General features: G+C 69.3%; 16 protein-coding genes. 5 read left to right on the top strand and 11 right to left on the bottom strand.

The annotated features are described in order from the left end of the window. Positions 1-26 precede the first annotated feature (26 nt). From ACUTR7_RS14715 to ACUTR7_RS14700, 4 genes are all read right to left on the bottom strand, one after another. Positions 27-1,343 carry a nucleobase:cation symporter-2 family protein gene (locus ACUTR7_RS14715; RefSeq protein WP_013804016.1) on the bottom strand — a complete coding sequence of 439 codons (1,317 nt, stop codon included), beginning with the start codon at positions 1,341-1,343 and terminating at the stop codon, positions 27-29. 206 nt (positions 1,344-1,549) lie between these two features. Beyond that, positions 1,550-2,935 carry an 8-oxoguanine deaminase gene (locus ACUTR7_RS14710; RefSeq protein ID WP_013804017.1) on the bottom strand — a complete coding sequence of 462 codons (1,386 nt, stop codon included), beginning with the start codon at positions 2,933-2,935 and terminating at the stop codon, positions 1,550-1,552. A gap of 112 nt (positions 2,936-3,047) precedes the next feature. Beyond that, on the bottom strand, positions 3,048-3,956 hold the full coding sequence (locus ACUTR7_RS14705) for a LysR family transcriptional regulator (protein ID WP_012203519.1): 909 nt from the start codon (positions 3,954-3,956) through the stop codon (positions 3,048-3,050). A 57-nt stretch (positions 3,957-4,013) separates the two neighbouring features. After that, positions 4,014-5,660 carry an ABC transporter permease gene (locus ACUTR7_RS14700; protein WP_096915293.1) on the bottom strand — a complete coding sequence of 549 codons (1,647 nt, stop codon included), beginning with the start codon at positions 5,658-5,660 and terminating at the stop codon, positions 4,014-4,016. A 212-nt stretch (positions 5,661-5,872) separates the two neighbouring features. On the opposite strand from ACUTR7_RS14700, the gene ACUTR7_RS14695 reads away from it, so the two are divergent. The 4 genes from ACUTR7_RS14695 to ACUTR7_RS14680 all read left to right on the top strand — a co-directional run bounded on the left by ACUTR7_RS14695 (position 5,873) and on the right by ACUTR7_RS14680 (position 9,499). Further along, the gene (locus ACUTR7_RS14695) at positions 5,873-6,970 is read left to right on the top strand and encodes an ABC transporter ATP-binding protein (RefSeq protein ID WP_445609111.1); all 1,098 of its coding nucleotides are present in this window, start codon (positions 5,873-5,875) and stop codon (positions 6,968-6,970) included. Between the two features lie 96 nt (positions 6,971-7,066). Then, entirely contained in the window at positions 7,067-8,446 is a 1,380-nt protein-coding gene (locus ACUTR7_RS14690; protein ID WP_445609110.1) for a SpoIIE family protein phosphatase, read from the top strand. After that, entirely contained in the window at positions 8,443-9,075 is a 633-nt protein-coding gene (locus tag ACUTR7_RS14685) for a DUF6272 family protein (protein ID WP_034390625.1), read from the top strand. Before ACUTR7_RS14690 ends, ACUTR7_RS14685 begins: the two co-directional genes overlap by 4 nt. 37 nt (positions 9,076-9,112) lie before the next feature. Then, on the top strand, positions 9,113-9,499 hold the full coding sequence (locus ACUTR7_RS14680; protein ID WP_445609109.1) for a DUF1987 domain-containing protein: 387 nt from the start codon (positions 9,113-9,115) through the stop codon (positions 9,497-9,499). A gap of 12 nt (positions 9,500-9,511) precedes the next feature. Here ACUTR7_RS14680 and ACUTR7_RS14675 read toward each other — a convergent pair whose 3' ends face one another. The 7 genes from ACUTR7_RS14675 to ACUTR7_RS14645 all read right to left on the bottom strand — a co-directional run bounded on the left by ACUTR7_RS14675 (position 9,512) and on the right by ACUTR7_RS14645 (position 14,814). Further along, the gene (locus tag ACUTR7_RS14675) at positions 9,512-9,988 is read right to left on the bottom strand and encodes a GNAT family N-acetyltransferase (protein WP_445609108.1); all 477 of its coding nucleotides are present in this window, start codon (positions 9,986-9,988) and stop codon (positions 9,512-9,514) included. 14 nt (positions 9,989-10,002) lie between these two features. Then, positions 10,003-10,752, bottom strand: coding sequence for a lysophospholipid acyltransferase family protein (locus ACUTR7_RS14670; protein WP_071954448.1), 750 nt, complete (start codon positions 10,750-10,752; stop codon positions 10,003-10,005). A gap of 2 nt (positions 10,753-10,754) precedes the next feature. Continuing rightward, the gene (locus ACUTR7_RS14665; RefSeq protein ID WP_043824192.1) at positions 10,755-12,050 is read right to left on the bottom strand and encodes a dihydroorotase; all 1,296 of its coding nucleotides are present in this window, start codon (positions 12,048-12,050) and stop codon (positions 10,755-10,757) included. A gap of 229 nt (positions 12,051-12,279) precedes the next feature. Then, the gene (locus tag ACUTR7_RS14660; RefSeq protein WP_012203510.1) at positions 12,280-13,242 is read right to left on the bottom strand and encodes an aspartate carbamoyltransferase catalytic subunit; all 963 of its coding nucleotides are present in this window, start codon (positions 13,240-13,242) and stop codon (positions 12,280-12,282) included. Positions 13,243-13,244: 2 nt separating this feature from the next. Next, positions 13,245-13,763, bottom strand: coding sequence for a bifunctional pyr operon transcriptional regulator/uracil phosphoribosyltransferase PyrR (pyrR, locus tag ACUTR7_RS14655; protein ID WP_012203509.1), 519 nt, complete (start codon positions 13,761-13,763; stop codon positions 13,245-13,247). Further along, complete coding sequence (ruvX, locus tag ACUTR7_RS14650; RefSeq protein WP_012203508.1) at positions 13,760-14,218, bottom strand: Holliday junction resolvase RuvX; 459 nt, start codon at positions 14,216-14,218, stop codon at positions 13,760-13,762. Before ruvX ends, pyrR begins: the two co-directional genes overlap by 4 nt. Next, entirely contained in the window at positions 14,215-14,814 is a 600-nt protein-coding gene (locus tag ACUTR7_RS14645) for a YqgE/AlgH family protein (RefSeq protein WP_012203507.1), read from the bottom strand. The genes ruvX and ACUTR7_RS14645 overlap by 4 nt, the downstream gene beginning before the upstream one ends. A 24-nt stretch (positions 14,815-14,838) precedes the next feature. Here ACUTR7_RS14645 and ACUTR7_RS14640 point away from each other — a divergent pair, with 24 nt between their 5' ends. Then, positions 14,839-16,320: a cryptochrome/photolyase family protein gene (locus ACUTR7_RS14640; protein WP_445609107.1), complete on the top strand. Its 1,482-nt coding sequence runs from the start codon at positions 14,839-14,841 to the stop codon at positions 16,318-16,320. Positions 16,321-16,352 lie beyond the last annotated feature (32 nt).

Below are 16,352 nucleotides of genomic sequence, written 5' to 3'. Positions count from 1 at the left end.
GCAGTGTAGGCCCATGAAAATGCGCATCAGGCCACGGCTTCCTCGGGATGGGCATCGACCTCGCGGCCGGGCAGCAGCAGGTTCAGCCCCACCGCGACCAGGGCGCCGACGGTAATGCCCGAGCCGAAGACTTCGCGCACGAAGGCAGGCATGCGGGCCAGCAGGTCCGGACGCACCGTGACCGCCAGGCCGCAGCCCAGCGAGACCGCGATGATCAGGCTGGCGCGCCGCGAGTGCTCGGCGCCGCTGAGCATGCGGATGCCGGCCGAAATGATCATGGCAAACATCATCAGCCCCGCGCCGCCGAGCACGGGCTGCGGAATCGTCACCACCAGTGCGCCCAGCACAGGAAAGAGTCCGGCCAGCAGCAGCATGACGCCCGTCAGCATGACCACGTGGCGGCTGGCCACGCCGGTCAGCGAGACCACGCCCACGTTCTGGGCGAAGGTGGACAGCGGAGGGCTGGACATCACGGCGGCGAAGGCCGAGCCCACGCCGTCGCACAGCATGCCGCTGGACAGGCGCTTGCCGTCGATGCGCGTCTGCGTGGCCGCGCCCAGGGCCATGAAGGTGCCCGTGGTCTCGACGATGGTCACCAGAAAGGCGATGGACATGGCGACGATGCCGGCCACCGGGAACGTCATGCCGAAGGTCAGCGGCTGCGGGATGGCGAAGACCGCGGCCTCGCTCACCTGGGTGAAGTCGATCAGGCCCAGCGCCAGGCACAGCACATAGCCGCAGGCGATGCCCAGCACCACGGCCGAGGCAGAGACGATGCCCCTGCCCCACTGCACGAAGCCGATCACCAGCACCAGCACGAAGCCGGCGATGGCCAGGTGGCCGATCGCGCCGTAGTCGCTGCGACCCACGCCGCCCGCAGCCCAGTCCACGGCGACGGGGGTCAGCGACAGGCCGATCATGGTCACGACCACGCTGGTCACGGTGTGCGGAAAGAAGCGGCGGATCACGGGCATGAAGTAGCTGCCCACGATCATCACCAGCGACCCTACCAGCGAGGAACCCAGGATGCCGGCCACGCCATGCTCCAGCCCCACGCTGATGCCCGCGCCCACGAAGGCGAAGCTTGTGCCCATGACGCAGGGCAGCCGTATGCCCACGGGCCCCACCCCCCTGCACTGGACGATGGTGACCACGCCCGAGCCCAGCAGCGCTGCATTCACCAGCGCCACGATCTGGTCGGCCGGCAGCTTGAGCGCCCCGCCGAAGACCAGGGGCACGGCGATGATGCCGCCCAGCGCCGCCAGCAGGTGCTGCAGCGACAGAAGGACCGTGGTGATGAGCATTGGCGGACGGTCTTCCACCTTGTAAAGCAGTTGTTCCATTGTCTTGTCTCCTTGTGTCCTGGCCGTCGGCCTCTTCAGAGGCACTTGTATGTATGTCGGGGCAGTGGTGCCGGAAAAGGGTGGGGGTCCTGAAAGTGCTGCCTGGGTCTTCGAGCCTCCTGGAGATGCTTCGGGGGAATGGCGCAGGGCGGCACGCCGGCACCCGCGATGGCCTGGGTGCCGGCCTGCCGCGCTGCAGGGATATGTCAGTGGCCCGCTGCGCGCTCGAACAGCGTGCGGGCCAGCTCGCGGTGGCGGGTCAGCACGCGCGGCAGGTCGGCCGTGAGCAGGTGGCCGTCACGGACCACGACGCGGCCGTTGATGACGCTGGTGGACACGTCGGTAGGCGTGCAGAACACCAGCGCGGCCACGGGGTCATGGCCTGCGCCCGCGTAACCCACGCCCGACATGTCGAAGGCCACGAAGTCGGCCGACATGCCCGGCGCCAGCGCGCCGATGTCGTCGCGCCCCAGCACGCGCGCACCGCCCAGGGTGGCGATCTCCAGCGCCTCGCGCGCACCCATGGCAGCGGGGCCGTGGCCCACGCGCTGCAGCAGCAGGGCCTGGCGCGCCTCGCCCAGCATGTGGGCGCCGTCGTTGGAGGCGCTGCCGTCCACGCCCAGGCCCACCGGCACGCCCGCATCGCGCATGGTGCGCACGGGCGCAATGCCCGAGGCCAGGCGCATGTTGGAGCACGGGCAATGCGCCACGCCCGTGCCCGTGCGCGCGAACAGCGCAATGCCTTCGGCATCGAGCTTGACGCAGTGGGCATGCCAGACATCGGGGCCGACCCAACCCAGGCTTTCGGCGTACTGCGCGGGAGTGAGTCCGAATTTCTCGCGAGAGAAGGCGACGTCGTTGTCGTTCTCGGCCAGGTGGGTGTGCAGCGACACGCCGTGCGCACGCGCCAGCACGGCGGACTCGCGCATCAGCTCGCGCGTCACCGAGAACGGCGAGCACGGCGCCAGCACCACGCGCAGCATGGAGTGGCGTGCGCTGTCGTGGTACTGCTGGATCAGGCGCAGGCTGTCGCGCAGGATGGCTTCCTCTTCCTCCACCACCGCGTCAGGCGGCAGGCCGCCCTTGCTGCGGCCCAGGCTCATGGAGCCGCGCGCCGCATGAAAGCGCATGCCCATCTGCTGCGCTGCGGCGATGGAGTCATCCAGCCGAGCGCCATTCGGATACAGGTACAGGTGGTCGCTGGTGGTGGTGCAGCCCGACAGCATCAGCTCGGCCATGGCGGTCTGGGTGGAGACGTGGATCATCTCCGGCGTGAGGTGCGACCACAGCATGTACAGGTTGGTGAGCCACGAGAACAGCTCTGCATCCTGCGCGGCCGGCACGGCGCGCGTGAGGCTCTGGTACATGTGGTGGTGCGTGTTGACCAGGCCCGGCATGACCACGCGGCCGCGCATGTCCAGCACCTGGGCCGTGCCGTCGTCCACCATGCGGCGGTACTGCGGCGGCAGATCGGCCGTGGCGCCCACCCATTGCACGGCCGGGCCGTCGGCCACCAGGGCGCCGTCGCGGATCTCGCGGCGCTGCGCATCCATGGTGACGAGTACATCGGCGTTCAGTGCGATCAAGGTCATGGCGTTCTCTTCTTCGAAATGGAAAAGCCGCCAGTCTAGGAAGGACAAGCCATTGCCGATAGCGCTGAATTCCGCCCGATGTGTCCACAAAAAGTGGACAAGTGACTAAGACTCACCGCCCCCCGGCAAACAGCCTTGCCAGCGCCTGGCCGATGGACTGGGCCATCAGCTCCCCCGCCGCGCTCAACTGCCCCCTGGCCCGGCCGGTCAGCACCAGCGTCTGCCGCCGCAGATGCGCATCGCGCAAAGGCACGAAGACCAGGGCATTGCGGCTGCGCTCCTCCATCACGTCCAGCGGATTGAGCAGGGCAATGCCCTCGCCCAGCATGACCAGGCGCTGGATCAGCGCCATGGAGGTGGACTCGGCCACGGGCGTGACCTCGATGGCGTTGCGCGCAAAGGCTTCGTCCAGCAGGCTGCGGATGGACAGCGGCGGCGCGGGCAGGATGAGCGGATGGCCTATGCACTCGCTGAGCAGCACGGACGATTGGCGTGCCAGCGCATGCCGGGGCGGCACGATGGCGCCGATCTGCCATTCGCTGGTGGCCAGCGCGCGCAGCGCGGGGCGTTCGGACAGGTCGTAGGCCAGGCCCAGGTCGGCGTCGCCGCCTTCCACGGCGGCCGCGATGTCGCTCAGGGGCAGGTCGATGATGCGCACCACGATGCCCGGGTGGCGCTGGCGGAATTCATGCACCAGCGAGGGCAGCAGCGAGCCGGCCAGCCCCGTGGTCGCGGCCACGGTGATCTCGCCGCTGCGCGCGCCCTGCAGTTCGGCAATGCGCTCGCGCAGCGCCGCATGCTCGCGCAGCGTGGCGCGCACATGGGCCAGCACCATCTCGCCCGTCGGGGTGAGGCGCAGGCGCTTGTGGATGCGCTCGAACAGGGGCGTGCCCAGCTCGGCCTCCAGGTCGAGGATCTGGCGGTTGACGGCCGTGGGGGCCACGTGCAGATGTTCGGCCGCCTTGCGGATGGAACCGCGGCGGACCACTTCGTCGAGATAGCGCAGGACTCTGGCGTGCATGGCGCGAGCGTAGCGGGGTTTGCCGGGCCGCGCTTTGCAGCACCCGGCAGCGCAGGCTCAGCGGGCCGTGCCCGGGCGCTCGGCGCGCAGCGTGCGGCTGAGCATGATCACGGGGATCAGGCCCACCAGCACCAGGGCCAGCGACGGCAGGGCGGCCTCGCCCAGGCGTTCGTCGCGCGCGAGCTGGTAGGCCACGACGGCCAGGGTGTCGCTGTTGAAGGGGCGCAGCACCATGGTGGCGGGCAGCTCCTTCATCACATCGACGAAGACCAGCAGCGCCGCCGCCGCCGTGGAGCGCCTGAGCAGCGGCCAGTGCACGCGCGACAGCATGCCCCAGGCGCCCGTGCCCAGCATGCGGGCCGAGTCGTCCAGGCTGGGCGCGATGCGCGCATAGCCGCTTTGCATGGACTGCAGGGCCACGGCGCAAAAGCGCACCAGGTAGGCCCAGACAATGCCCACGGCGGTGGCCGTGACCAGGCCGGCAAAGCCCCATTCGGGCCGCACCTGCTGCACCCAGCCCACGGGCAGCAGCAGGCCGACGACGACGACGGCGCCCGGCACCGCATAGCCCAGGCTGGCCAGTTGCACCACGCCGCGCGTGACGGCCGACTCCTTGTGGCGGCGCACGGCAAACGCCAGGGCGACGGCGATGATGACGGCCAGCACCGAGGTGATGGTGCCCAGGCGCACGCTGTTGAGCGCCCAGTCGAGGAAGCGGTCCCAGGGCAGCACCGACCAGTCGGCTGCCAGCGGGCGCAGCATGAAGAACACGGGTGCCACAAAGCCCATGAGCACGGGCAGCAGGCACGCCAGCCAGGCCAGCGCGCAGCGCCAGCCGCGCAGGCGCAGCGGCTGCGCCTCGGCCGAGCTGGCGCGGCCCGTGCTGCCGGTGACGAAGCGCATGCGCCGCTGGGCGCGCAGCTCCAGCTGCAGCAGCAGCACCACCAGCACCAGCAGGAAGGTCGCCAGCTGCGCGGCGGCAATGCGGTTGTCCATGGACAGCCAGGCCTTGTAGATGCCCGTGGTGAAGGTCTGTATGCCGAAGTAGCTGACCACGCCGAAGTCGGCCAGCGTCTCCATCACCACCAGGGCCACGCCAGCGGCCACGGCCGGGCGCGCCAGCGGCAGCGCCACCGACCAGATGCGCCGCGACAGCGGCGCGCCCATCAGGCGCGCGGCCTCCATCAGGTGCGCGGCGCGCTCGCCCAGCGCGGTGCGCGCCAGCAGGTAGACATACGGGTAGAGCGAGAAGATGAAGACCCAGACCGCGCCGCCCAGGCTGCGCACCTCGGGCAGGAGCCGGCCTTCCAGGCCATAGGTGTCGCGCAGCCAGGTCTGCAGCGGGCCGCTGAACTGCAGGAAGTCGGTATAGGCATAGGCCGTGACATAGGCCGGCATGGCCAGCGGCAGCAGCAGCAGCCATTCCAGTTGGCGCCGGCCCCGGAAGTCGAACAGCGTCACGGCCGCCGCCGTGCCCGTGCCCACGATGGCCGCGCCCAGCGCCACCAGCAGGCCCAGCCAGACCGTGGTCCACAGGTAGCCGGGCAGCACGGTGGCCGCCATCTCGCGCAGGATGGAGCCGGCCAGGGCATCGCCCTGCCCCACGGGCAGCCAGGAGCCGAGCACGGCCAGCACGGGCAGCATCAGCACCAGGGCCAGCAATAGCAGGGGAAGGGAGCGGAGTACGGACGACAGACGGCGCAAAGCGGAGGTCTCGGCTAGAGGATGAGGGGGAGGATCTGGCTGCCGGGCTATGGAACGGGCCGGGATCTGCGGCTGCCGCCGGCCTGTGGGCCGATGTGCCGCCGAGACCGGACGTGCCTGCGGGCTGCTGGAGTCGGCGGGCCAAGGGCATGCCCTTGGCCCGCCAATGCAAATGCGAATTCTATTCATTTGCGCGGTTCTACAATCGCCGCATGTTTTTGACCGTCTCCCAACTCGAGGTGCGCTACCCGGGCCGCGACAGGCCTGCCGTGCAGGGCGTCACGCTGAATCTGGCCGCTGGCGACATCGGCGTGCTCATCGGCCCCTCGGGCTGCGGCAAGACCACGCTGCTGCGCGCCGTGGCGGGCCTGGAGCCCGTGAGCGGCGGCGAGATCCGCATCGACGGCCAGCTCGTGGGCAGCGCGGATTTCTCGCTCCCTCCCGAGCAGCGGCGCATCGGCATGGTGTTCCAGGACTATGCGCTGTTCCCCCATCTGAACGTGGGCCGCAACGTGGCCTTCGGCATCCACCATCTTTCCAAGGCACGCCAAGCCGAGCGCGTGGCCGAGGTGCTGGAGCTGGTGGGCCTGGCCGGCAGTGCAGGGAGGTTTCCGCACGAGCTGTCAGGGGGCCAGCAGCAGCGCGTGGCACTGGCCCGCGCACTGGCGCCCAGCCCGCAGCTGATGCTGCTGGACGAGCCGTTCTCCAACCTCGACGTGGACCTGCGCGAGCGCCTGGCGCATGAGGTGCGCGGCATCCTCAAGGCCGCAGGCGCCACGGCCCTGTTCGTCACGCACGACCAGCTGGAGGCCTTTGCCATCGGCGACATGATCGGCGTGGTCCACCAGGGGCAGCTGCAGCAGTGGGACGACGCCTATTCGCTGTACCACCGCCCTGCCACGCGCTTCGTGGCGGACTTCATCGGCCACGGCGTCTTCGTGCCGGCCACGCTGGCGCCTTCCGGGGCCGGCGGCGTGGTGGCGCGCACGGCGCTGGGCGATCTGGTCGATCCGGCCACCTGCCCGCTGCCCGCGCAGTTTCCGGGCGGCGAATGCGATGTGCTGCTGCGCGCCGACGATGTGGTGCACGACGATGCCTCGCCCGTGCAGGCACGCATCCTGCGCAAGGCGTTTCGCGGCTCGGAGTTCCTCTACACGCTGGAGCTGGCCAGCGGCCACAGCGTGATGGCCCATGTGCCCAGCCACCACGACCATGCGGTGGGCGAGTGGGTGGGAATCCGGCTCGACATGAATCACGTGGTCGCCTTCCCGCGAGAAACACAGAGCGCCCCGCAGTCCGCTGCAGCCTGAACCAGCGGCGTCCGCCGCGCCGTCCGGGCTTTGTCATTCGACGGTCACGGGTGGAACCCAGAATCAGTCACATCTTGTGACAATTCAAGGCCACCCATGTTTGCTCTGGACCCCTCCTCCACGCAGCACCCTGCAGCGGATCAGCTACCTGACCCTGCACCCATTCCCGCGCTGGCCCCGGCGCCCGCCGCGCCGCGCCTTGTGGCCCGTGCAGGCCAGCTCAGCCAGCCCACGGCACCGATTCCCCCCGAGACCAGCAACGAGGATGTGCACCGGCTGTTCAGCGAGCAGCCCCTGCTCGAAACCCTGGCCGTGGTGGCCGACGACCGGCCGCTGGGCCTGATCAACCGCCAGCGCTTCATGGAGCAGTACGCGCGGCCCTTTGCGCGCGACGTGTTCGGCCGCCGCAGCTGCCTGGTATTCACCGACACCGCGCCCATGGTGGTGGCGGCCGGCCTGCCCATCGACCAGCTGGTGCAGCAGGCGCTGGCCAGCGGCAGCCGCGTGCTCAAGGACGGCTTCATCACCGTGGAGGAAGGCCGCTACGCAGGCATAGGCACGGGCCACGCGCTGATGGCCGCCATGTCCGACATCGAGGCCGACAAGACGCGCCAGCTCATGGCCAGCATCGACTACGCCAGCCTGATCCAGCGCTCGCACCTGGTCGAATCCGACCGCGTGCTCGCCAGCCAGCTGGCCGACCACGGCCTGCTGTGGGAGCCGCGCGACGTGGTGGGCGGCGATGCGTATTTCTTCCGCGCCACACCGCAGGGCCTGCTGGGCTGCATGTTCGACTGCACGGGCCACGGCGTGCCGGGCGCCTTCATGACGCTGATTGCGCTGTCCTTTCTCGAACAGGCCGTGGCGCCTGCAGGTATCGGCACCGGCACCGGCGCCGCCATCGACCCCGGCGCCCTGCTGGGCCAGATGAACCGCTACATCAAGCGCGTGCTGCAGCAGCGCAGCCGCGACGTCCAGCCCGCCTGGGGCGCACCGGCAGCGCCCGCCGATGGCCTGCCCGCCGAAAAATCCTCCAGCGACGGCCTGGACGCCGCGCTGTTCCTGCAGTCGCCCTGCGGCACGCAACTGCGCTTTGCCTCGGCCAGGCTGGACCTGCTGGTGGCGCCGCCCGGCGTGCAGGAGGCGGCCCAGGTGCAGATCCATGCCGGCGACAAGCTGGGCATAGGCTATGCGACCACGCCCGACGACGCGGCCTGGAGCACGCAGGAGCTGGAGGTCGCGCCCGGCTCGCTGCTGATGGTGGCCACCGATGGCGTCATTGACCAATTGGGCGGCCCGCGCCAGATCGCCCATGGCAGAAAGCGCCTGGCGCGTTTCCTGCACGAGCAGCACGACCGCCCCGCCGCCCAGGCCTGCGCCGAATTCCGGCAGGCCTTTGCCCAGTGGCAGGGCACGCAGCGCCGCCGCGACGATGTCTCGCTGCTGGTGTGGCGCAACCAGGCCCTGCAGCCATGAGCCCGTCCGAATTCGCGCACCTGCGCGCCCAGGCCGAGCACAACGGCCTGCTGCTGTACTACGCGGGCACCTTCAACCCCAACGTGATCCAGGCGGCAGCCGACACGCTCAAGTGCCGGCTGGCCAGCGAGGACGGATCGAGCAGCGCCAAGCGCAAGCTGTTTTCCACCTTCATCGAGATGGCGCAGAACGTGCTGCACTACGCGGCGCCGCTGCCTGCCTCTGACGCCGGAGCCAGCCAGGCACTCGGCGAACCCGTGGCGCAGGGCGCCATAGGCGTGGGCCGCATCGATGCACCGGCCGGTGCCCCGGACGCGGGGGCCGATCAGGCACAGGCGCGCTTCTGGATTGCCTGCAGCAACGCCGTGCGCCGCGAACATGTGCCGCGCCTGGCCGCCAAGCTGGATGCCGTGCGCGCCATGAGCCACCCCGAAATCAAGGCCGCCTACAAGGCCCAGCTGCACAACACCGACCACAGCGCCAGCGATGACATCAGCCGCGGCGCGGGTCTGGGCTGGCTGACCATTGCGCGCGACGCCTCGGCACCGCTGCAGTACCACATCGCCACGGGAGAGGACGCCGCAGATACCGCGCCCCATGCCGTGTTCCACGTCAAGGCGCTGATCTGAGCGCCGGGCCCCCTTCCCGAATCCGAATGACGCCGCCATGCAAGCACTGAAATCCGAACGCACTTCCGTCACGCCCGAAGTGGTCTTCTCGCCGGCCGAGCAGCTTTTGCGCATCGAAGGCGAGTGCTATCCCGAAAACCCGCTGCCCTTCTTCAACCCCCTGCTGGCCATGCTGGGCCAGTACTTCGAGGCAAGCCAGCCCGCACGCTTCGTGGCCGAGGTGAAGCTGCAGTACATCAACAGCGCATCGACCATGGGACTGCGCTCGCTGTTCGAGCTGCTCGACCAGGCCGGGCAAAAGGGTACGGACATCCGCGTGATCTGGGCCTTCGACGAGGAAGACGACGCCATCGAGGAACTGGGCGCCGACCTGGTGGAGGACTTCGCCAACCTGGTGCTGGAGCGACAGCCCTACAGCAACTGAGAGGCAGGCCTTTCAGGCCAGCGGCTTGCCCATGAGCACCGTGGTCAGGCCGCAGTCCCATTCCTCGTCGGGATAGGTGTCCAGCGTGGCGTAGCCCTGCGCCGTGTAAAAGCCCAGGGCCTGGGTGTTGAAGCTGTCGGTCTCCAGGCGCACCTGGGCGTGGCCGGCGGCGCGCAGAGCCTGCTCGGCATGGGCCAGCAGGGCACGGCCCACGCCGCGCCCCTGCCAGGCCGGCAGCACATGCAGGGCGCCGATGAAGTCATCCACCCAGTCCACGAAGCCGGCGACCACACCATCGCACTCGGCCACCCAGAACAGGTGGCCGCGCGACTGCACGTACTGCGCGGTCTTGCCGGAGGCGCAGAACTGCGCATGCTTGTCCGCCGTCAGCTGGGGCTTCCAGGTGCTCTCGTAGGTGGCCCAGAGAACGGCGTTCAGGGCCGGAAGGTCATCAGGCCGCGAGGGCCGGAGCTTGAGGGTGTCAGTCATGTCGCTGGCAACGTTCAGGCCTGGCGCAGCCGGTCCACCTCGGCATGCAGGTCCTGTGCCCAGACGCGGCGGTCGCGGCCATCGGCCGTCTGCGGCTGGCCATAGTGGACGACGGCCACCAGGTCGTCGGCGCACAGCGTGCGCCAGATGGAGCCCAGCAGGGTTTCGTCGCCCTCGTAGCTGGGTGCGTGGCTGATCTGGCCGGTGGCGCCGTCGATGAAGCGCAGGCCCACGGGCAGCACGGGCGCATCGATCTGCACGGCCGCCTGCAGCAAATTGGCATGAAAGGGCAGCAGCTTGCGGCCGTCGCCCGTCGTGCCTTCGGGGAAGATGGCCAGGATCTCGCGGCGCTGCAGGGATTCCTCCATGCTCTGCACCATGCGCCGGGCATCGCGGCGCGAGGTGCGCTCGATGTACAGCGTGCCCGCCGCCGTGGCCAGCGTGCCGATCAGCGGCCAGCCCTTGACGTCGGACTTGGAGATGAAGCGGCAGTGCCGCGCCGCATGCAGCACGGGAATGTCGAGCCAGGAAATATGGTTGCTGACCATGAGCATGGGGCCCTGTCGCGGCGGCTCGCCCTGGATCTCCAGGCGCACGCCCGCATGGGCCAGCAACTGCAGGGCCCAGGCCTGCACATGGGCGTGCTGGCGCGCCTCGGGCAGCTGCGGAAAGCGCAGGGCCACGATCCACAGCCCCTTGCACACATGGCCGAACAGGCGCGCTGCGCGCAGCGTGGCGCGCCCTCCCCTGCGCAGACGGCTCATGTTCAGCGGCGTTCGTAAGCGATACGGCCATCGACCAGCGTGCAGCGCACACGGGCCGGCAGCTCGTAGCCGCCGAAGGGCGTGCTCTTGCCCTGGCTGGCCAGTTCCTGGGGCTTCACGGTCCAGGCCGCCTGCGGATCGACGATGCACAGGTCGGCCACGCCGCCCTCGGCCAGACGGCCCAGTTGCTCCTGCAGCTCGCCCAGCGCCGATCCCAGCACCTGCACGGGCGATGCCGTGATGGCGGCCAGTGCGCGGTTCAGGGGCACACCGCTTTCCTGCGACCACTTGACGGCCAGCGACAGCAGCAGCTCCACGCCCGTGGCGCCGGGCTCGGCCTCGGCAAAGGGCAGGACCTTGGCGTCTTCATCGACGGGCGTGTGGTCGGAGACCAGGGCGTCGATGGTGCCATCGGCCAGCGCGGCAGACAGCGCATCGCGGTCGCGCTGCTGGCGCAGCGGGGGCGTGACGCGTGCGCTGCTGTCGAAGTAGCCGATATCGGTATCGGTCAGGTGCAGCGAGTTGATGGACACGTCGGCCGTGACCTGCAGGCCTTCGGCCTTGGCACGGCGCACCAGTTCCACGCCTGCGGCGCTGGACAGGCGGCACAGGTGCACGCGCGCCTGGGTGCCGCGCATCAGCTCGAAGATGGTGTGCAGGGCAATCGTCTCGGCCGCCACGGGCACGCCGGACAGGCCCATGCGCGTGGCCAGCGGGCCGCTGGCGGCCACGCCCTTGCCCAGGTACAGCTCCTGCGGGCGCAGCCACACGGTGTAGCCGTAGGTGGCCGCATACGCCAGCGCGCGCTGCAGGGTCTGGGTGCTGGTCATGGGCACTTCGGCCTGGCTGAAGCCGATGCAGCCGGACTCGGTCAGCTCGGCCATCTCGGTCAGCACCTCGCCCTTGAGGCCCAGCGTCAGCGCGCCCAGCGGGAACAGGCGCGACTGGTGCAGCTTCTCGGCGCGGAACTTGAGCATCTCCACCAGGCCCTGCTCGTCGAGAACGGGGTCGGTGTCGGGCGGGCAGACCAGGCTGGTCACGCCACCGGCCACCGATGCAGCCATCTCGGACTGCAGCATGCCTTCGTGCTCGTGGCCGGGCTCGCGCAGGCGCACGGCCAGATCGACCAGGCCCGGCAGCACCCAGCAGCCGGCGGCATCGATCTCGCGTTCTGCGGCAAATCCCTCGGGCGCCTTGCCGATGGCCAGCACCTTGCCGCCGTCGATGGCCACGTCGGCCTGCTGGTCCAGGCCCCGTGCCGGGTCCATCACTCGGCCGTTGCGGATGAGTATCTTCATGGTTTGCTACCCCGTAGACCGCAGGCGGCGCATGGGCTGCGGCCTGCGGCGATCAAAAACATTTGCATTCACAAAAAGCGCCTGGACTCAGTCCAGGACACCGGGCATGGAAAAAGCATGGCCCATCTCAGGGACGCCGAGCAAAGGCCGCCCTGCAGCGAGGGCGTCGTCCCCCTCCCGCGTAGCGAGAGAGGGGGAAGCGACGCAGTCGCTCAGGGGGTGCTTCATTTCAAGCCTCGTTGCCGGCGACGATGGACATGACGGCCATGCGGACCGCGATGCCGAAGGACACCTGCGACAGGATCACGGCCTGCGGGCCATCGACCACTTCGGAGTCGATCTCCACGCCGCGGTTGATGGGTCCCGGGTGCATGACGATGGCGTCCGGCTTGGCCAGGCGCAGCTTCTCGGCCGTGAGGCCGAAGCTCTTGAAGTATTCCTGGCTGGACGGCAGCAGGGCGCCGCTCATGCGCTCGTTCTGCAGGCGCAGCATGATGATCACGTCGCAGTCCCGGATGCCCTCTTCCAGCGTGTGGAAGACGCGCACGCCCATCTGCGCCAGGTCCGGCGGCACCAGGGTGCGCGGGCCGACGACGCGCACTTCGGCCGCGCCCAGCGTGGTCAGCGCATGGATGTCGGAGCGCGCCACGCGCGAGTGCAGCACATCGCCCACGATGGCCACGCGCAGGTTGGCGAAGTCCTTCTTGTAGTGGCGGATGGTGTACATGTCCAGCAGCCCCTGCGTGGGGTGGGCGTGGCGGCCGTCGCCGGCATTGACCACGTGGACATGGGGCGCCACATGCTGGGCGATGAGGTAGGGCGCACCCGACTCGCTGTGGCGCACGACGAAGATGTCGGCGGCCATGGCCGAGAGGTTGGCGATGGTGTCCAGCAGCGACTCGCCCTTGCTGGCCGAGCTGCGCGCGATGTCCAGGTTGAACACGTCGGCCGACAGGCGCTTGGCCGCGATCTCGAACGTGGTGCGCGTGCGCGTGCTGTTCTCGAAGAACAGGTTGAACACGCTCTTGCCGCGCAGCAGCGGCACCTTCTTGACCTCGCGGTCATTGACGCTGACGAAGTTGGCCGCCGTGTCCAGGATGTGGGTGAGGATGTCCTTGGACAGTCCTTCGGTGGACAGCAGGTGGATCAGTTCGCCGTTCTTGTTGAGCTGGGGATTGCGCTTGTACAGCACGGTCAGGCCTCTTGGATGCGGAATTGGAAGACGCCGGCGTCATCGCGCGCCAGCGAAAGCAGGCGGTCGGCCGGCAGCGCGATGCGCGCGGCGGCAAAGTCGGCCTGGAAGGGCAACTCGCGCCCGCCCCGGTCCACCAGCACCGCCAGGCGCACGCAGGCCGGGCGGCCGTAGTCATAGAGTTCGTTGAGCACGGCGCGCACGGTGCGACCGGTGTAGAGCACGTCGTCCAGCACCAGGATGTCGGCGCCGTTGACGTCAAAGTCGATCTGCGTCTGGGCGCTGGTGGCCATGCCGCGCTGCGCGAAGTCGTCGCGGTGCAGGGCCGAGGACAGCACGCTGGGGTTGCCGGGCAGGTTCAGGTCCTTGTGCAGGCGCTCCACCAGCCAGGCGCCGCCCGAGGTGATGCCGGCCAGGCGGGTTTCAGGCCCCATGAGGCTGCGCACGCCGCGCAGCAGTTCGCGGTACAGGGCCTCGGCGTCCAGCACCAGGCTGCCGGCTCCCGCAATGGTTTCACTCATGGAAGACTCCTCAAAAACTGTTCAAGAATGATGCAGGCGGAGGCCGCATCAGCATCCCTTGCACCACCGGCCAGGGCCTCGGTGGTGCTGTAGCGCTCGTCCACCTCGTAGACAGGCAGGCCGAAGCGGCTCTTGAGCTGGCGGCCGAATTTCTTCGCCCGCGCCGTGTTCTCGTGCGCATTGCCGTCGGGGTGGTAGGGCACGCCGATGACCAGCGCATCGGGCTGCCACTCCTTGATGCGCTCGCCGGCCTGGGCCAGGCGGGCCTCGCCAGCCTCGGCGCGGATGGTGGGCAGCGGGTTGGCCGAGCGCAGCATGCGCGTGCCCACGGCACAGCCCGTGCGCTTGGCCCCGAAGTCGAAGGCCACGAAACTCTGGAAATGGGAGGGAACGGTGGGCGGCACGGCCGTGCCGGCTGCCGCTGCTGCCTGGGACTCGGGAGCGGGCAGGCTCATGCACGCCCCGCTTCGGGCGAGATCATCCAGCGCTGCAGGCCCAGCAGGCCCAGGGCGCGGTCATAGCGGTCGTCGACCGGGGTGTCGAAGATGACGTTGGCGTCGGCACCCACCGTGAGCCAGGCGTTTTCGGCCAGCTCCGACTCCAGCTGTCCCTCGCCCCAGGACGCATAGCCCAGGGTGACCAGCAGGCGCTTGGGGCCTGCGCCGTCGGACAGGGCTTCGAGCACGTCCTTGGAGGTGGTCATCTCCAGGCCACCGGGAATGGTCATGGTCGAGGCGTAGGCGGACTCGTCGTCGGGCGCGCCTTCGATGACCATGGGGTCGTGCAGCACAAAGCCGCGATCGGTCTGCACGGGTCCGCCGTTGAAGACACGGTTGCCGCGAAGGTCCTCGCGGCCCAGGGCCAGATCCACCTTTTCCAGCAAGCCTTCCAGCGTAAGCTGCGAGGGCTTGTTGATAATCAGACCGAGCGCACCGCGCTCGCTGTGTTCGCACAGGTAGATCACACTGCGCGAGAACGCTTCGTCTTCCAGGCCAGGCATGGCAATCAGGAAGTGGTGCGTCAGATTGATAGGCGCAGTTTCAGCAGACATAACCACGGATTTTACCGGCGATCCATGCCACCTTCTTACCCTGTGGGCTTGGTCTGGCTCCGGCGCGACCTGCGCCTGGCCGACCATGCTGCCCTCTACCACGCGCTGCGCCAATGTCGGCAGGTGCATTGCGTGTTCATCTTCGACGACGACATCCTCGCCCCCCTGCCCCGTGCAGACCGGCGCGTGGAGTTCATCTGCCAGAGCCTGAGCGGGTTGGACGATGCGCTGCGCGAGGCCTCGGGCCGCGCCGACACCGGCCTCATCGTGCGCCGCGGCCGGCCCGCTGAGCAGATCCCGGACCTGGCCCGGCAGCTCGGCGCCCAGGCCGTGTTCTGCAACTGGGACGACGAGCCCGACGCCCTGGCCCGCGACGCCCGCGTGCGCCAGGCCCTGGCCGCCGAGGGCGTGGCCCTGCACAGCTTCAAGGACCACATGGTCTTTGCGCGCGACGAGGTGCTGACCCAGGCCGGCGCGCCGTTCTCGGTGTTCACCCCGTACAAGAACGCCTGGCTGCGCCAGATCACGCCCTTCTTCCTGTCCGCCTATCCCAGCGAGCGCGACCTGCCCGAGCGCCTGGCCCCGCGCCCCGAAGGCGAGCGCCGCCCCGTGCCCACCGCAGCCGACCTGGGCTTCGAAGCCGGCACGATGGACGGCCTGCGCCTTCCCACGGGCTGCGCTGGCGCCGAGGAACTGCTGGCCGACTTTCTGCCGCGCCTGCCGCGCTACAAGCAGGCGCGCGACTTTCCCGCCGTCAAGGGCCCCAGCTACCTGAGCGTGCACCTGCGCTTTGGCACGGTCTCCATCCGCCGCCTGGCAAGGCTGGCCTGGGAGCAAACGCAGAGCCAGCCCCATGATGCCGAGGGCGCCGCCACCTGGCTGTCCGAGCTGATCTGGCGCGACTTCTATTTCCAGATCCTGGCCCACCATCCGCACGTGGTGCACGCCAGCTTCAAGCCCGCCTACGACGCCATCGTGTGGGATACCGGCCCCGAGGCCGACGCGCTGTACGCCGCCTGGTGCGAGGGCCGCACCGGCTATCCGCTGGTCGATGCCGCCATGCGCCAGCTCAACACCACGGGCTACATGCACAACCGGCTGCGCATGGTGGCGGCCAGCTTTCTGGTCAAGGATCTGGGCATAGACTGGCGCCGGGGCGAGGCCTGGTTTGCGCGCCAGCTCAACGACTTCGACCTGGCGGCCAACAACGGTGGCTGGCAGTGGGCGGCCTCCACGGGCTGCGACGCCCAGCCCTGGTTCCGCATCTTCAACCCCATCACGCAAAGCCAGAAGTTCGATGCCGATGCGCGCTTCATCGAGCGCTACGTGCCCGAGCTGGCCCGCCTGCCCGCCGCGCTGCGCCACGCACCCTGGCAGGCCCGGCCTCTGGAGCTGGCCGAGGCCGGCGTGGTGCTGGGCACGGACTACCCCCATCCCGTGGTGGACCACGCAGCCGCGCGCGAGCGCACTCTGACCCGCTATGGCGTGGTCAAGCAGGCCAGCTGAAAAACCTGCTGGAATAAAAAAAGAGCAGCGGA

The organism is Delftia sp. NA_296.1 (genome assembly GCF_052692095.1).
Note: the sequence above shows the minus strand (reverse complement) of the source record. Positions and strands in the feature narration are given on the sequence as shown.

Bases quoted from the DNA above. Each gene is read 5' to 3' on its own strand.
- pyrR (WP_012203509.1), bottom strand. From the start codon at position 13,763: ATGAGTGAAACCATTGCGGGAGCCGGCAGCCTGGTGCTGGACGCCGAG.
- ACUTR7_RS14695 (WP_445609111.1), top strand. From the start codon at position 5,873: ATGTTTTTGACCGTCTCCCAACTCGAGGTGCGCTACCCGGGCCGCGAC.
- ACUTR7_RS14705 (WP_012203519.1), bottom strand. From the start codon at position 3,956: ATGCACGCCAGAGTCCTGCGCTATCTCGACGAAGTGGTCCGCCGCGGT.
- ACUTR7_RS14685 (WP_034390625.1), top strand. From the start codon at position 8,443: ATGAGCCCGTCCGAATTCGCGCACCTGCGCGCCCAGGCCGAGCACAAC.
- ACUTR7_RS14675 (WP_445609108.1), bottom strand. From the start codon at position 9,988: ATGACTGACACCCTCAAGCTCCGGCCCTCGCGGCCTGATGACCTTCCG.
- ACUTR7_RS14715 (WP_013804016.1), bottom strand. From the start codon at position 1,343: ATGGAACAACTGCTTTACAAGGTGGAAGACCGTCCGCCAATGCTCATC.
- ACUTR7_RS14665 (WP_043824192.1), bottom strand. From the start codon at position 12,050: ATGAAGATACTCATCCGCAACGGCCGAGTGATGGACCCGGCACGGGGC.
- ACUTR7_RS14670 (WP_071954448.1), bottom strand. From the start codon at position 10,752: ATGAGCCGTCTGCGCAGGGGAGGGCGCGCCACGCTGCGCGCAGCGCGC.
- ACUTR7_RS14690 (WP_445609110.1), top strand. From the start codon at position 7,067: ATGTTTGCTCTGGACCCCTCCTCCACGCAGCACCCTGCAGCGGATCAG.
- ACUTR7_RS14680 (WP_445609109.1), top strand. From the start codon at position 9,113: ATGCAAGCACTGAAATCCGAACGCACTTCCGTCACGCCCGAAGTGGTC.
- ACUTR7_RS14640 (WP_445609107.1), top strand. From the start codon at position 14,839: ATGCCACCTTCTTACCCTGTGGGCTTGGTCTGGCTCCGGCGCGACCTG.
- ACUTR7_RS14710 (WP_013804017.1), bottom strand. From the start codon at position 2,935: ATGACCTTGATCGCACTGAACGCCGATGTACTCGTCACCATGGATGCG.
- ruvX (WP_012203508.1), bottom strand. From the start codon at position 14,218: ATGAGCCTGCCCGCTCCCGAGTCCCAGGCAGCAGCGGCAGCCGGCACG.
- ACUTR7_RS14645 (WP_012203507.1), bottom strand. From the start codon at position 14,814: ATGTCTGCTGAAACTGCGCCTATCAATCTGACGCACCACTTCCTGATT.